We start from the raw sequence: 13,728 nt of genomic DNA, 5'->3' as shown, positions 1-13,728 counted from the left end.
GAGACACATTCATCATTACTTGGCTTTTACGGGAAATGAATTAATTGTATATTAATAGTAAGGACTAGGTACTATTAATACACTCGAGCAAAAATTTGTTTTGTTTGTTACTATAAACAACACAAAGGAGATGGCTTCTTATTGGCTATCAATAAGAAGATAGATATTATTATAGCAAAGAGATGCATATAAGTAAATCGAAAATTCAGAATTTTTAAAATTATGAATAAATAACATTTATAAAAGCTGTTATGATAGAGTTTCTAGTAATTAATTTAATTATTTTTTTTAGAGTTAGTATTGTGATATAAAAGAATATTTGCTAACATTCAATTGATTGAACTAAATAAAAGGGGGTTATGTGGATGAATAAAACAGTGCGGGATTTAATATTAATCGTGTTCGGTTCATTTATATTTGCTGCTGGCGTTAATACCTTTATAATATCTGCTGATTTAGGTGAGGGAGGCGTAACCGGATTAGCGATTGTATTATATTATGCCTTCCACATTTCGCCCGGTATTACAAACTTTGTGTTGAATGCAATTCTTATCGCGATTGGCTATAAATTCCTAAGTAAACGCAGTATGTACTTAACTATCGTAGCTACGATATTAATATCTCTGTTTTTGGAACTGACAAAAAGCTGGGAAATTGAAACAGGTAATATATTAGTAAATGCTGTTTTTGGAGGAACTTGTGTTGGATTAGGAATAGGTGTAATTGTGCTTGCTGGTGGAACAACTGCTGGAACAACTATTCTTGCTAGAATTGCTAATAAGTACTTAGATGTTAGCACACCGTATGCATTGTTATTTTTTGATTTAATAGTAGTAGCTATTTCTTTATCTGTTATTCCAATTTCAAGTGCATTAGTTACTGTAATATCTTTATACATTGGAACTAAAGTAATGGACTATGTTATTGAAGGTTTAAATACTAAAAAAGCAATGACAATCATTTCTAGTAAACCTGATGAAATTGCTAAAGTAATTGACGAACAAGTTGGCCGAGGTTTAACGATATTGAACGGTAGAGGTTATTTTTCAAGAGAAGATAAAGATGTATTATACGTAGTAATCACTAAGACGCAAGTAACAAAAGCCAAAAGATTAATTAAAAAAATTGATAATAATGCGTTTTTAGTTATTCACGATGTGCGTGATGTATATGGCAATGGATTCTTAATCGATGAGCACTAGATAAATTTAATATATATTTTGAAACAGGCTGAGACATTAATGTCTCAGCCTTTGTCTTTATATCGATAAACATCGTTTACGGAATGAGACATTGAAATAATTTAAGCATAGATTATTTCTTGTTCCATGACTTTTAATATCATAGTAAATGAGTATAATTTTTTAAGATGATAATTCATAATCCTTGAAAGTATGGGATTATTTAGGTTAGCGTCGCATTTAACAGTAAGTCAAATCCCACTTAAGTAACATGTTTTATTGGTAATATTTCATAGTCAATAGAATTCAAAAATGATATAATGACACGTATGATAATGATTATCATTAACGTAAATGGCATGAATACATTGAAATCAACAAATTAAAATAGATAGAGATTTAAGCTTATTATTTAGGAAGAAGGGAACTTATGACTCGCTTAAATGGAGAACAAGTAACAATTGGTTATGGAGATAATGATATTGTGAATAATTTGGATGTAGAAATACCAGATGGGAAAATCACATCAATTATTGGTCCTAATGGTTGTGGGAAATCGACTTTACTTAAAGCCTTATCAAGACTTTTACCGATTAAAAATGGAGAGATTAGACTAGATGGCGAAAGTTTACATGCACAATCGACAAAAGATGTTGCCAAGAAAATAGCGATTTTACCTCAATCACCTGAAGTGGCAGACGGACTTACTGTTGGAGAATTAGTATCATATGGTCGTTTTCCTCATCAAAAAGGTTTTGGTCGCTTATCAGCTGAAGATAAAAAAGAAATTGATTGGGCTATGACAGTAACAGGAACTTATGATTTTAAACATCGTCCAATTAATGACTTAAGTGGTGGCCAAAGACAAAGAGTTTGGATTGCAATGGCGTTAGCACAAAGAACAGATATTATCTTTTTAGATGAACCAACAACGTATCTAGATATTTCTCATCAATTGGAAATCTTAGAATTGATAACACGCTTAAACCAAGAGCAAGGTTGTACGATTATTATGGTATTACATGATATTAATCAAGCAGTCCGTTTTTCAGATCATCTCATTACAATGAAAGATGGAGATATTATAGCTGATGGGGATACAGAAAGCGTATTAACAAAAGAAATCTTAGAACGCGTATTCAATATTGATGTTGAAATTAGTACAGATCCAAGAACTGGTAAGCCAATGCTAGTTACGTATGATTTATGTAGAAAGAGCTATTCGCAAGTGTAGGAGCCAAATTATGTCGACAAATAGAAAAGGCAAGATGAACTTTACAGCAATTCTTATAATAAGTATTTGTTTATTAGTTATCGCATTGATTGTTTCTATATTATTAGGAGATGCCAAGGTTCATCTTTCAACAATCTTTGATGCAATATTCAATTATGATAAAAAAAATCAGCAACATAATATTATAAGTGAGATTAGGGTACCTAGGGATGTTGGAGCGATGTTAGTTGGCGTTGCACTTGCAACGTCAGGAGCAGTAATACAAGGTGTAACTAAAAATGGTTTAGCTGACCCGAGTTTGATTGGATTAAATTCAGGAGCTTCATTTATGTTAGCGATGACATTTGCATTTTATCCATCTGCACCGTTTTTAGTGATGATGTTTGCAGGTTTTCTTGGAGCAATGTTAGGCGGTTTTATCGTTTTAATGATTGGTAGATCCAGAAGTGATGGTTTTAATCCAATGCGTATTATTTTAGCAGGTGCAGCAGTCAGTGCATTACTTACTGCTTTGAGTCAGGGGGTTGCATTATTATTCCGACTTAATCAAAGTTTGACATTTTGGAGTGCAGGTGGTGTTTCTGGTACAACTTGGCATCAACTTGTATGGGCTGCACCGTTTATAATTATTGCATTAACGATTATTATAGCAATGAGTAAGCAGTTAACAATTTTAAATTTAGGCGAGACTTTAGCAAAAGGTTTGGGACAAAACGTAAGTGTCACACGTGGTGTGTCGTTAGTTCTCTCAATGATATTGGCTGGTATTGCGGTTGCGATGGTTGGTCAAATTGCTTTTGTAGGTTTGATGGTACCACATATTGTTCGTTACCTCGTTGGTACGGATTACGCAAGAGTGATTCCTTTAACAGCAATTATTGGTGGTTTACTCATGTTAGTGGCGGATACAGTAGCTCGTATGTTAGGAGAGGCACCTGTTGGCGCTATTATTTCTTTTATCGGTGTACCTTACTTTTTATATTTAGTTAAAAGAGGGGGCCGATTTTCATGATTGATCCACGTCTTAGATATAAACAATGGGTGACAATGATTGTTTTAATCATACTTATATTACTCGCATGTGCCTGGAGTATGACCTCAGGCGAGTATAAAATGTCCGTAGGCACTTTTTTCAAAACATTATTTGGTCAAGGTGAATATACAGATACTTTGATATTAATGGAATTTAGGTTGCCAAGAATGATCATAACCATTTTAGCAGGTGCAGCACTTGCAATGAGTGGTGCGATATTACAAAGTGTAACGCGAAATCCTTTGGCAGAACCAGGTATACTTGGTATCAATGCAGGTAGTGGTTTTGTTATTGCATTATTTATTGTAGTAGGCCAGGTTAATGCCGAAAATTTTGTCTATATATTACCAATTATTAGTATGATTGGTGGAATCTTAACTGCCGGTATTATATTTTCATTTAGTTATAATAAAGGAGAAGGAATATCTCCGGCAAGTATGGTGTTAGTCGGTGTTGGTATGGCAGCCGCGTTAAGTGGCGGATCGCTAACTTTAATGTCCACATTTGATAAAGATCAATCTGAATTTATTGCTTCGTGGTTTGCTGGTAATATTTGGGGAGATGAGTGGACATTTGTTATTGCATTTTTACCTTGGGTCATCATACTCATTCCTTATTTGTTATTTAAATCAAATGTATTGAATTTATTGAATACACACCAACACATTGCACAAGGCGTTGGTGTTAAGATTGGTAAGGAACGTATTGTCTTACTTCTTATTGCAGTTGTATTATCATCCGCAGCAGTATCTGTTGCTGGAGCGATTGGTTTTATAGGACTAATGGGACCACATATTGCTAAATCTATTGTCGGTCCCAGACATCAACTATTCTTACCTATATCAATCTTAATAGGTGCACTGTTATTAGTTGTCTCAGACACCTTAGGTAAGGTGATACTTCAACCAACCGGTGTGCCAGCTGGTATCGTTGTTGCTATTATTGGTGCACCGTACTTTTTATATTTAATGTATAAAACAAAATCAGTTTAAGTATTGTTTAAATAATGACTACTACTTGGTAATGTACCAGGTGGTAGTTTTTTTATTAAATTGCTGAGTATTGCAGTATATTTTTATATAAATACTAAAATGATTTATGTTAGCGTTTACAAATATGTGTGAGTTATACTATAAGTGGCTATATGGTTATTAAGAATAGGAGGCCATTACAATGAAAAAATTAATTAAGAGTAAAACACAATTCTTATCTGATATGCTTGATGGAATGTTAGAAGTGGATACTAATATAGAGTTGATTGCTGACACAGTCGTTGTTAGAAAAGCAAAGAAAAAACAAGGTGTTGCAATAGTTTCAGGTGGTGGTAGTGGCCATGAACCTGCACATGCAGGATATGTTGCAAAAGGCATGTTAGATGCAGCTGTATGTGGTGAGGTGTTCACTTCTCCAACACCAGATAAAATCCTAAGTGCCATTAAAGCAGTAGATAATGGTGAGGGTGTCTTGCTTGTGATTAAAAATTATGCAGGCGATGTCATGAACTTTGAAATGGCACAAGAGATGGCGGAAATGGAAGATATAAAAGTGGCTTCAATCATAGTAAAAGACGACATTGCAGTGCGTGACGAAGATAAGAGAAGAGGCGTTGCAGGTACTGTTTTAGTTCACAAATATGCTGGATATCTTGCAGAACAGGGTGTTAAATTAGAAGATATTAAAGATAGAGTGGAACATTTATTACCAACAATTAAGTCAATTGGTATGGCGATGACTGCACCAATGGTACCAACGACAGGTAAGTATGGCTTCGATATAGAAGCGGATGAAATGGAAATTGGTGTTGGTATTCATGGTGAAAAAGGGTTATCTAGAGAAAAAGTAGCACCTGTTGATGAAGTTGTTGCACGTTTAAGTGATGAATTATTAGAAGAAGTGCAAGCAGACCAACTGATTGTTATGGTGAATGGTATGGGTGCTACACCGTTATCTGAATTGAATATTGTAGTGAAATATTTAGCTGACTATTTAAAGGGTAAAGATATATCAGTTAAGCATTGGTTAGTCGGCGACTATATGACAGCGCTTGATATGCAGGGTGTTTCATTAACTTTTGTACCAGCAGAAGATGATTTATATAATGCTTTAAAAGCACATACAGACAGTATTTATTTTAATTGATGTTAATTTGATTTAAGGGGTTGAAATATAATGAATATTAAAGAAATGAAGTCTAGATTGTTAAATTTAGTTACAATTTTTGAAGAGAAAGAAGATGAACTTACAGAATTAGATAGAGCAATAGGTGATGGTGATCACGGAGTGAATATGGTTAGAGGATTTAAGGCATTACCTGATAATTTAGATGATAGCTCTATGCAAAGCTTGTTCAAATCCACAGGTATGACATTGATGTCTAATATTGGTGGAGCTTCAGGACCGTTATATGGTTTTAGCTTTGTGAAGATGTCACAAGTAGTAGATGATGAAATTAATGAAAATAATAAAGCTGAATTGTTAGGCGCATTTTCAGAAGCAATTGCACAAAGAGGTAAAGTGGAACTTAATGAAAAGACGATGTACGATGTGATTGAAAGGGCACATGAAGCTGTGAAAAATGGTGAGAAACTTAATCAAGAAATATTACAATCATATGCAGATGCAACAAAAGATATAGAAGCGACAAAAGGGAGAGCCTCTTACTTTAAGGAAGATTCAATTGGATTTGTAGATCCAGGTGCGCAGAGTAGTGTCTATATTTTAAATGCATTGATAGGAGATGATTAATTATGACATCGATAGTTATTGTAAGTCACAGTGAAGATATTGCAAATGGAATAAAGGTCTTACTTGAACAAATGGCTGGAGATGTTAATGTTATCGTCCAAGGTGGCACGGAAGGGAATATTGGCACATCATATGATCATATTCAAGAGCTGATTAATACTTTAACCGATGATGCAATTTGTTTTTATGATATAGGATCTGCAGAAATGAATTTAGATTTAGCTATAGAAATGTATACAGGTGAACAACGTGTTGAAAAAGTTGATGCACCAATAGTTGAAGGTAGTTTTACTGCAGCAGTCAAATTATCAGTAGGGGCCTCGTTGGAAGAAACAATAAATGAAATCAAACAAAATTATTAGTTCGAATAGGTAAGAGATAGTAAATTATCTAATGAAATAACTGCAAGTTATAGAAACTGATAATCAAGTGAAAAATAGGGTTAGTTCAGTTGTTTTTTATATGAATTAATATTTGAAATATGATAAAATAAAAGCTAACTATAATTAGGAATCTGGATATTAGGAGGACATTGCCATGAAAGGTTTAATCCAAAAACATGTCTTAAACGGCGAGTTCGAGTCAGTAAATCGATTAATGTCCCAGTCAGATTTTATGGAATTTGAAGAAGCCTATATTTCGAGTGCACATGAAGTGGAAAGCGTTATGTTTTATACATGCATATTAGACATGATGAAAGAGGAAGAAACTGCAGAATTGCATGATTTAGCCTTTTTATTACTTGTTTATCCACTAAGTGAACTGCAAGGCGCACTTGATTCAGCTTTTTATCATGCACAGTCATCCATAAAACTTACTGAAGGCAAAGAAGTAAAAAGTTTATTACAAATGTTGTTATTACATGCAGTGCCTGAACCAGTCATTTCTGATAAGAAAGCTTTCGATGTAGCGCGTCAAATTCTTAAGTTAGATTCATCCAATAGCGTTGCGCGTAACGTTCTGAAAGAAACAGCGAAGCGTATGGATAATGTTGTTGTAGATTTCAATGAATTGAATCGATTTAAGGACGCACACTAATAATAGGGTGAAAAATGTCAGTTCAAAAGCTATTTATTAGATTTGAATAAAAACCGAAACACTCAAAGTATATTGAGTATTTCGGTTTTTTAATTTCAATAATTTATATTTATTTCGAACAAATTGATATAATAGTTTTTTTGAAAATATATTGAATGGAACTTTAAGAATATTTTTTATTGTGTTGCAAAATATAGTTGATAAGGTATAATATCTCAATGTGTAAACAATTAGGAGGTTGTAATATACATGGGGTTGAATAAAGAATCTATAAAAATAGGTTTTGCATATGTCGGCATTGTAGTTGGTGCTGGATTTTCGACTGGTCAAGAAGTCATGCAATTCTTTACATCTTATGGTCTATGGTCATATATAGGTGTAATTCTTTCAGGATTAATTTTAGGGTTTATTGGTAGACAAGTAGCAAAAATTGGTAGTGCGTTTGATGCGCAAAACCATGAGTCTACTTTAGACTATTTATTCAGTGATATTTTCAGTAAAATTATTGATTATCTATTAATATTTTTCTTATTTGGTATCTCTGTAACGATGATTGCAGGTGCTGGTTCAACGTTTAAAGAAAGCTTCGATATTCCAACTTGGCTTGGGGCTTTAATCATGGTCATTGCAATTTATATAACATTATTGATGGATTTTAATAAAATCGTAAGAGCACTTGGAGTAGTTACTCCGTTTTTAATTATTTTTGTAGTTATTATTGCAGTATATTATTTGTTTAATGGTAGTATCCCAATTAATAAGGTAAATAACACGGTACCAGACGCTAGCTTTTGGAAAGCGATAATCTTTGGTATTAACTATGGTGGACTAGCATTTGCAGTAGGTTTTAGTACCATCGTTGCAATTGGCGGAGATGCTTCAAAAAGAAAGGTTGCAGGTTCAGGCGCACTGTTTGGTGGTGTAATATACACCATACTATTAGCATTGATTAACTTTGCGTTACAAGCAGAATATCCAAAAATTAAAAATGTATCTATACCTACTTTAACATTAGCAAATGATATCCATCCTTGGATTGGGTTTGCATTATCAATCATCATGTTAGCTGTAATGTATAATACCATTTTAGGTTTAATGTACTCATTTGCGGCGAGGTTTACGGAACCATACAGTAAAAAATATCATATTTTTATCATATTAATGGTTCTAATTGCATTTGGGTTAAGTTTTGTAGGTTTCACAAGTTTAATCAATTTCTTATATCCAATCATGGGTATCATTGGACTCATTGTAGTTGTTGCGGTATTGATTAAATATTATTTACGTAAAAATCAAAATAAAAAGCACATTGCATAATTTGGTTGAATTCGGATAAAGTATAAAAAAGCCTCAGCTTTACAATTGCGTGAAAGCTGAGGTTTTCTGTATAATTCAATTGCTTTATTTGCAAATACTATTGTCACAATAACAATTATGATACAATGCTTCCGAAAGGAACGGTAATGATGAAGAAAAAACATAAATGGACTTTAATTACAATCATTGTCTTCATAGTGATTGCGGTGATTACTGGATTATTGTTGAAACAGCAATTTGACCGTCAACACACAAAAGAAGTGAAAGAAAAAGTGCAAATTAATAATAAAAATGTTAATGCTTTTACAAATATTACTTATAGTAAAGGTATACCAAATAGTCGTTTAGATATTTTAACACCTACAGAATTGGATAATGACAACAAACTTCCTGTTATATTTTGGATGCATGGTGGAGGATATATCGCTGGAGATAAACAATATAAGAATCCTCTTTTGTCAAAAATTGCAGAACAAGGATATATTGTGGTTAATATTAACTATGCATTAGCACCTGATTCGAAATACCCTACACAACTAAAACAAATTGATCGTGCAGTTAGGTTTATTAAACATAATCAACACCAACTACCTATTAATTTTGACCAAGTTGTATTTGGTGGAGATTCAGCAGGCGCTCAGTTATCAAGTCAATATGCGGCAATTCAAACAAACAAATCTTTGAGAGAAGATATGCATTTCAAACAACAGTTTAAACCGGATCAAATTAAAGCGGCTATTTTCTTTGGTGGATTTTATGATATGAAAACAGTTAAAGAAACGGAATTCCCTCGTATTCAGCTGTTTATGGAGAGTTATACAGGAAAACGTAATTGGGAACAACAATTTAAATATATAAGTGAGATGTCTACGATCAATCAGGTCACAAAAGATTATCCTCCTACATTTTTATCCGTTGGAGATGCAGATCCATTTTATAGTCAAAATATCTCATTTTATAAAAAGTTGAAATCTAAAGAAGTACCAGCTGATAAACTCTTCTATGACGGTTCACATCATTTAAGACATCAATATCAGTTCCACATGGAAAAACCAGAATCAAAACAAAATTTAAAAGATGTTTTACGATTCTTAAGTAGAAATACTAATTCATCAGGGGTGGAAACGAAATTACGTACTGAAGATACAAATCCGAATGGAATAGAATTAAATCCATATTAAATCGGAATTATGAGATTTGATATTATAAATTCATACAATGTTATAATGTGTTTTATTGACAAGTTGTTAAAAAGAATGACGATTGAGTTGAATACTATAATTTTGAAGTTGTCTATTTAGTGCATACAGTTATGCAAGGTGGATAAAATATATAAATAAAGCCCTTAAATGAATGCTTGAAATTCATTTAAGGGCTTTATTATATGATTTATGTCGAGGACATTTTTAGCTATAATCTATCAGCGTATATTGATTTAGTATTTTGCAAAACAATATACGTTCAATCTTTACAAAAAATGCCATCCTGGCTCTAGTTAGCGAAATATAGTTTTACTTATTAAAATAAATCGCTTTCGTTTTAACAATCATATTAGGGAACGTTTATTCTAAATGGATAGAGGTAGATTATAATAATAGCTTTGCTAAAATATATTTATTATAAAAGCGCCCATCTATATAAAGTTTGTCACGTAGTTCACCTTCAATTTGATAATTTGCAGATTTGAATAAAGAAACTGCAGTTTCATTTTCGGGCACTACTAACACTTCAATTCTTCTGATGTCATGGTTCAAAGACCATGCTTCAACAGCATTGATCAAAGATTGACCTAGTCCTTTTTCACGGTAATGTCTAATTACACCCATAGAGAATTTAGCTTCATGGCGCGCGCGTTCGTATGCTTCAGTCGTCACAGTAGCAAATCCTACGAGTTCTCCATTATTTTCGGCAACAAAAATTGCGTTGGAAGGTGAAGTGATAAAATGTTCTAGATTTGAAATGGCATCAGTAGTAGAAGGAGAATACTCGCCAGGATTATATATGAGATAATCTGACTCATCATAAATCGTGGTTAATAATTTAATAAATGGGTCTATATCTTTTATACTTATTTCTCGGATTTGATGAACCATTCATCTCCACTCCTTGTTTTAATTTTACATATTTTTAATCATAATATAATTTAACATCAAAATCATTATTTTACTAGACTATATTAATTTTTAATAAACTAATAAAAAGGAAGTATGTTTTATGAAGCCTAATATATTACTTGCTGGAGCAACGGGATACATCGGGAAAAATCTTGTACCAGAGATAAAAAGTGAAGCAAATTTGTATACGTTATCTAAATATCCGAAAGAGCAAGATCTAAAAGATGTCACTTGGTTAAAGAAAGATATTTTTAATTATAGTGACGTTCTTGAAGCTATGGAAAATATGAATATAGCGATATTTTATTTAGATCCCACAAAGCATTCAGCAAAATTAACAAAAGCGAGTGCACGAGATATGAATTTATTAGCGGCAGATAACTTTGGTAGAGCTGCAGCGAAACGCAAGATTAATAAAATAATTTATATTAGTGGAGGCCGATTTGATAAAGAAACAATTGAAAGGTTAGCTGCATATGGTACACCAGTCGAAAAAACAGAAACAACTGTTCCAAGACCTCATGTAGCTGTTGAATTACAAGTTTCAAAATATGATGATGTACGTAGTGCATTAAGTATGCAACAACCATTGAAGTTGACACTAGAACAGCTTGTCACCTATTATTTTAAGTGGTTAAATGAAACTAATGGAACGTTATTACATACAAAAGTTGAACAAAGTAAGTATATTATTTATTTAAAGGATGAACACAAACCACTTTTAGTAATGAATAAAGAAATCACTGATAATGATTTAATAACACTGCGCATTATTGGTGGTAGATTGATGAATGAAAAAGTAAGAAAACAAGGTAAACTTGAATTTCGACAGTTGTCTGGTAGGCAAACTGTAATGGTTCATTTATATGATTATATACCTAAATTAGTGTGGCCAATTTATTATATGCTGCAATCACCATTTCAAAGTTTAATGATGAGAGGGTTTGAAATTGAATGTCGTATTCGACATTTTAATAGCCGCATTCAATCAGGTGAAGATATCAAATATACCAAATAAGTTGGGAGGATTTAATGTGGATATATTGTTAGTTGAAGATGATATGACTTTATTTAATGAGTTAAGTGGAGAGCTTGAACAATGGGATTTTCAAGTGAGAGGCGTAGATGATTTTAGCAACGTACTTGGTTTATTTGAACAAATAAATCCAGCAATTGTAATTATGGATGTAAAGTTACCGAAATATGATGGTTTTTATTGGACGCGAAAAATTAGAGAAATATCGAATACGCCTATTTTATTTTTATCCTCTAGGGATAATCCAATGGATCAAGTAATGAGCATGGAACTGGGGGCAGATGATTTTGTTCAAAAACCTTTTAATACAAGTATTTTAATTGCTAAAATTCAAGCTATTTATAGAAGGGTTTATGAATTCAGTAAAGATGAAAAAAGAGTGATTCAATGGCAAGCGGCTACATTAGATTTAGCTAAGGATAGTATAAGTAAAGGTGATACTGTTATATATTTGTCTAAAACAGAAATGATTATTTTAGAAATGTTGGTGAAAAAACAAGACCAGATTGTGAATAGAGATACAATTATTACAGCACTATGGGATGATGAAGCATTTGTAAGTGATAATACGCTTACAGTTAATGTTAATCGATTAAGGAAAAAACTTGCTGAAATTGAAATGAAAGATGCTATAGAAACTAAAATTGGTAAAGGTTACATGGCGCATGGCACATTTTAAATGGTTTTTCTTATTTTTAATGACGCGTATAAACTGGATATTATGGATAATATTATTGCATCTTATTTTTCTTGGTATCGCATATATAGATTATGATATTAGTGTAGGCAGTATTTACTATATTTTAATTTTGAATTTAGGGTTAACTACGTTATTTTTAATATTTACATATATAAAAGAGATAAAGTTTTATATGCATTTGCACGATAATATAGAACCTGAAGAATTAAAGCATAAAGGATTAGCTGACACACCATTTCAAGATAAAATGGTTGATTATTTATATAATCAAATCACTAATCAAAAAGGAATTGTTACAAAACAAAGAATGAAAATTCAATCTACTGAAGCGTCATTAACAGATTTTGTGCACGACATTAAAACTCCCGTTACCGCGATGAAGCTAATGATTGAAAAGGAAACAGATTTAGAGAAAAAAAGGGCATTGCTTTTTGAGTGGACTCGGATAAACGATATGTTGGATAAACACTTATATTTAACACGATTAGAATCACAGAATAATGATATGTATTTCGAATATGTCGCATTGAAACGCTTAATTATTGAAGAAATACAGCTTACGCGGCATATAAGCCAGTCAAAAGGTATTGCATATGAATTAGATTTAAATGATGAACATTTTGTTTATACAGATACTAAATGGTGCAGAATGATGATAAGACAAATATTTTCAAATGCTATTAAATATAGTGAAAATGGAATAATTTATGTGAAATCAACACTGAGTCATGGGGTGATTCAATTATCCATTAAAGACGAAGGTAGAGGGATTAGTAAAAAAGATTTGCCTAGAATCTTTGATAAAGGATTTACTTCTACAAATCATCGTAATGAAACAACTTCATCAGGAATTGGTTTATATCTAGTTAATACAGTTAAGAAAAATCTTGGTATCGATGTTGAGGTGCAATCTACTGAAAATATCGGTACAGAAGTTATATTTAATTTTCCAAATCAAAATGAAATTGTAAAAAGAAGCATGCAATAATACAATGTTGAAGTGACTATTTAACTGATATCACTTCAACATTTTTATTATTTATTAGACATCTAATTATCGATAAATAGTTGAAAAGTGAAGGTAAGTATGAAAATATATTTGATGTAACAAGGTTATGACTGATTTTTAACATTGGAAAGACTAGAAAATAAACTAGTTTTTAATCCTAACAGTGTAGATGTGAACAACTTTATTAATATAATGAAAATGTAATGTTAAGAATTTGTAAATCTAATTGTAGGATTGTAAATTTTGTGCTATTTTCATTAAAGGACAAATCAAGAATTGTGAGATTTTTTAAAACTGTTAGAGCAAAAACTCATTTACAAA

The 13,728-nt window shown here is 32.1% G+C and carries 14 protein-coding genes; 13 read left to right on the top strand and 1 reads right to left on the bottom strand.

From position 1 onward, the window contains the following. The first annotated feature begins 365 nt into the window (after positions 1-365). From MHZ36_RS10960 to MHZ36_RS10915, 10 genes are all read left to right on the top strand, one after another. Complete coding sequence (locus MHZ36_RS10960) at positions 366-1,202, top strand: YitT family protein (RefSeq protein WP_239231672.1); 837 nt, start codon at positions 366-368, stop codon at positions 1,200-1,202. 409 nt (positions 1,203-1,611) lie between these two features. Continuing rightward, the gene (locus MHZ36_RS10955) at positions 1,612-2,415 is read left to right on the top strand and encodes an ABC transporter ATP-binding protein (RefSeq protein ID WP_239231671.1); all 804 of its coding nucleotides are present in this window, start codon (positions 1,612-1,614) and stop codon (positions 2,413-2,415) included. A 10-nt stretch (positions 2,416-2,425) separates the two neighbouring features. Further along, on the top strand, positions 2,426-3,427 hold the full coding sequence (locus MHZ36_RS10950) for a FecCD family ABC transporter permease (protein WP_239231670.1): 1,002 nt from the start codon (positions 2,426-2,428) through the stop codon (positions 3,425-3,427). Beyond that, positions 3,424-4,440 (top strand): FecCD family ABC transporter permease, encoded by a 1,017-nt coding sequence (locus MHZ36_RS10945; protein ID WP_239231669.1) that lies wholly within the window; start codon positions 3,424-3,426, stop codon positions 4,438-4,440. The genes MHZ36_RS10950 and MHZ36_RS10945 overlap by 4 nt, the downstream gene beginning before the upstream one ends. A 181-nt stretch (positions 4,441-4,621) precedes the next feature. After that, the gene (dhaK, locus tag MHZ36_RS10940; RefSeq protein ID WP_239231668.1) at positions 4,622-5,587 is read left to right on the top strand and encodes a dihydroxyacetone kinase subunit DhaK; all 966 of its coding nucleotides are present in this window, start codon (positions 4,622-4,624) and stop codon (positions 5,585-5,587) included. Positions 5,588-5,617: 30 nt separating this feature from the next. Next, positions 5,618-6,193 (top strand): dihydroxyacetone kinase subunit DhaL, encoded by a 576-nt coding sequence (gene dhaL, locus MHZ36_RS10935; RefSeq protein ID WP_239231667.1) that lies wholly within the window; start codon positions 5,618-5,620, stop codon positions 6,191-6,193. A gap of 2 nt (positions 6,194-6,195) precedes the next feature. Continuing rightward, on the top strand, positions 6,196-6,555 hold the full coding sequence (dhaM, locus tag MHZ36_RS10930) for a dihydroxyacetone kinase phosphoryl donor subunit DhaM (RefSeq protein ID WP_239231666.1): 360 nt from the start codon (positions 6,196-6,198) through the stop codon (positions 6,553-6,555). A 175-nt stretch (positions 6,556-6,730) separates the two neighbouring features. Next, the gene (locus MHZ36_RS10925; protein ID WP_239231665.1) at positions 6,731-7,231 is read left to right on the top strand and encodes a hypothetical protein; all 501 of its coding nucleotides are present in this window, start codon (positions 6,731-6,733) and stop codon (positions 7,229-7,231) included. A gap of 249 nt (positions 7,232-7,480) precedes the next feature. Further along, positions 7,481-8,548, top strand: coding sequence for a YkvI family membrane protein (locus MHZ36_RS10920; protein ID WP_239231664.1), 1,068 nt, complete (start codon positions 7,481-7,483; stop codon positions 8,546-8,548). 149 nt (positions 8,549-8,697) lie between these two features. Continuing rightward, the gene (locus MHZ36_RS10915; RefSeq protein ID WP_239231663.1) at positions 8,698-9,729 is read left to right on the top strand and encodes an alpha/beta hydrolase; all 1,032 of its coding nucleotides are present in this window, start codon (positions 8,698-8,700) and stop codon (positions 9,727-9,729) included. Positions 9,730-10,134: 405 nt separating this feature from the next. On the opposite strand, the gene MHZ36_RS10910 is transcribed toward MHZ36_RS10915, so the two are convergent. Then, positions 10,135-10,641 carry a GNAT family N-acetyltransferase gene (locus MHZ36_RS10910; protein ID WP_239231662.1) on the bottom strand — a complete coding sequence of 169 codons (507 nt, stop codon included), beginning with the start codon at positions 10,639-10,641 and terminating at the stop codon, positions 10,135-10,137. Between the two features lie 121 nt (positions 10,642-10,762). Here MHZ36_RS10910 and MHZ36_RS10905 point away from each other — a divergent pair, with 121 nt between their 5' ends. Genes MHZ36_RS10905 through MHZ36_RS10895 form a run of 3 tightly spaced genes read left to right on the top strand, consistent with a single transcriptional unit; the run spans position 10,763 to position 13,386 of the window. Then, on the top strand, positions 10,763-11,680 hold the full coding sequence (locus MHZ36_RS10905) for an NAD-dependent epimerase/dehydratase family protein (RefSeq protein ID WP_239231661.1): 918 nt from the start codon (positions 10,763-10,765) through the stop codon (positions 11,678-11,680). Positions 11,681-11,696: 16 nt separating this feature from the next. Then, positions 11,697-12,377: a response regulator gene (locus tag MHZ36_RS10900; protein ID WP_239231660.1), complete on the top strand. Its 681-nt coding sequence runs from the start codon at positions 11,697-11,699 to the stop codon at positions 12,375-12,377. Next, positions 12,364-13,386: a sensor histidine kinase gene (locus tag MHZ36_RS10895; RefSeq protein WP_239231659.1), complete on the top strand. Its 1,023-nt coding sequence runs from the start codon at positions 12,364-12,366 to the stop codon at positions 13,384-13,386. Before MHZ36_RS10900 ends, MHZ36_RS10895 begins: the two co-directional genes overlap by 14 nt. The last annotated feature ends 342 nt before the right edge of the window (positions 13,387-13,728 follow it).

It is taken from the genome of Staphylococcus sp. ACRSN (assembly GCF_022346615.1).
Classification (GTDB): Bacteria; Bacillota; Bacilli; order Staphylococcales; family Staphylococcaceae; genus Staphylococcus.
The sequence above is the reverse complement of the archived record's forward strand: the minus strand, read 5'-3'. Positions and strand labels throughout refer to the sequence as shown.

Coding starts and splice junctions, on each gene's coding strand:
- MHZ36_RS10960 (WP_239231672.1), top strand. CDS start 366: ATGAATAAAACAGTGCGGGATTTAATATTAATCGTGTTCGGTTCATTT.
- MHZ36_RS10955 (WP_239231671.1), top strand. CDS start 1,612: ATGACTCGCTTAAATGGAGAACAAGTAACAATTGGTTATGGAGATAAT.
- MHZ36_RS10950 (WP_239231670.1), top strand. CDS start 2,426: ATGTCGACAAATAGAAAAGGCAAGATGAACTTTACAGCAATTCTTATA.
- MHZ36_RS10945 (WP_239231669.1), top strand. CDS start 3,424: ATGATTGATCCACGTCTTAGATATAAACAATGGGTGACAATGATTGTT.
- dhaK (WP_239231668.1), top strand. CDS start 4,622: ATGAAAAAATTAATTAAGAGTAAAACACAATTCTTATCTGATATGCTT.
- dhaL (WP_239231667.1), top strand. CDS start 5,618: ATGAATATTAAAGAAATGAAGTCTAGATTGTTAAATTTAGTTACAATT.
- dhaM (WP_239231666.1), top strand. CDS start 6,196: ATGACATCGATAGTTATTGTAAGTCACAGTGAAGATATTGCAAATGGA.
- MHZ36_RS10925 (WP_239231665.1), top strand. CDS start 6,731: ATGAAAGGTTTAATCCAAAAACATGTCTTAAACGGCGAGTTCGAGTCA.
- MHZ36_RS10920 (WP_239231664.1), top strand. CDS start 7,481: ATGGGGTTGAATAAAGAATCTATAAAAATAGGTTTTGCATATGTCGGC.
- MHZ36_RS10915 (WP_239231663.1), top strand. CDS start 8,698: ATGAAGAAAAAACATAAATGGACTTTAATTACAATCATTGTCTTCATA.
- MHZ36_RS10910 (WP_239231662.1), bottom strand. CDS start 10,641: ATGGTTCATCAAATCCGAGAAATAAGTATAAAAGATATAGACCCATTT.
- MHZ36_RS10905 (WP_239231661.1), top strand. CDS start 10,763: ATGAAGCCTAATATATTACTTGCTGGAGCAACGGGATACATCGGGAAA.
- MHZ36_RS10895 (WP_239231659.1), top strand. CDS start 12,364: ATGGCACATTTTAAATGGTTTTTCTTATTTTTAATGACGCGTATAAAC.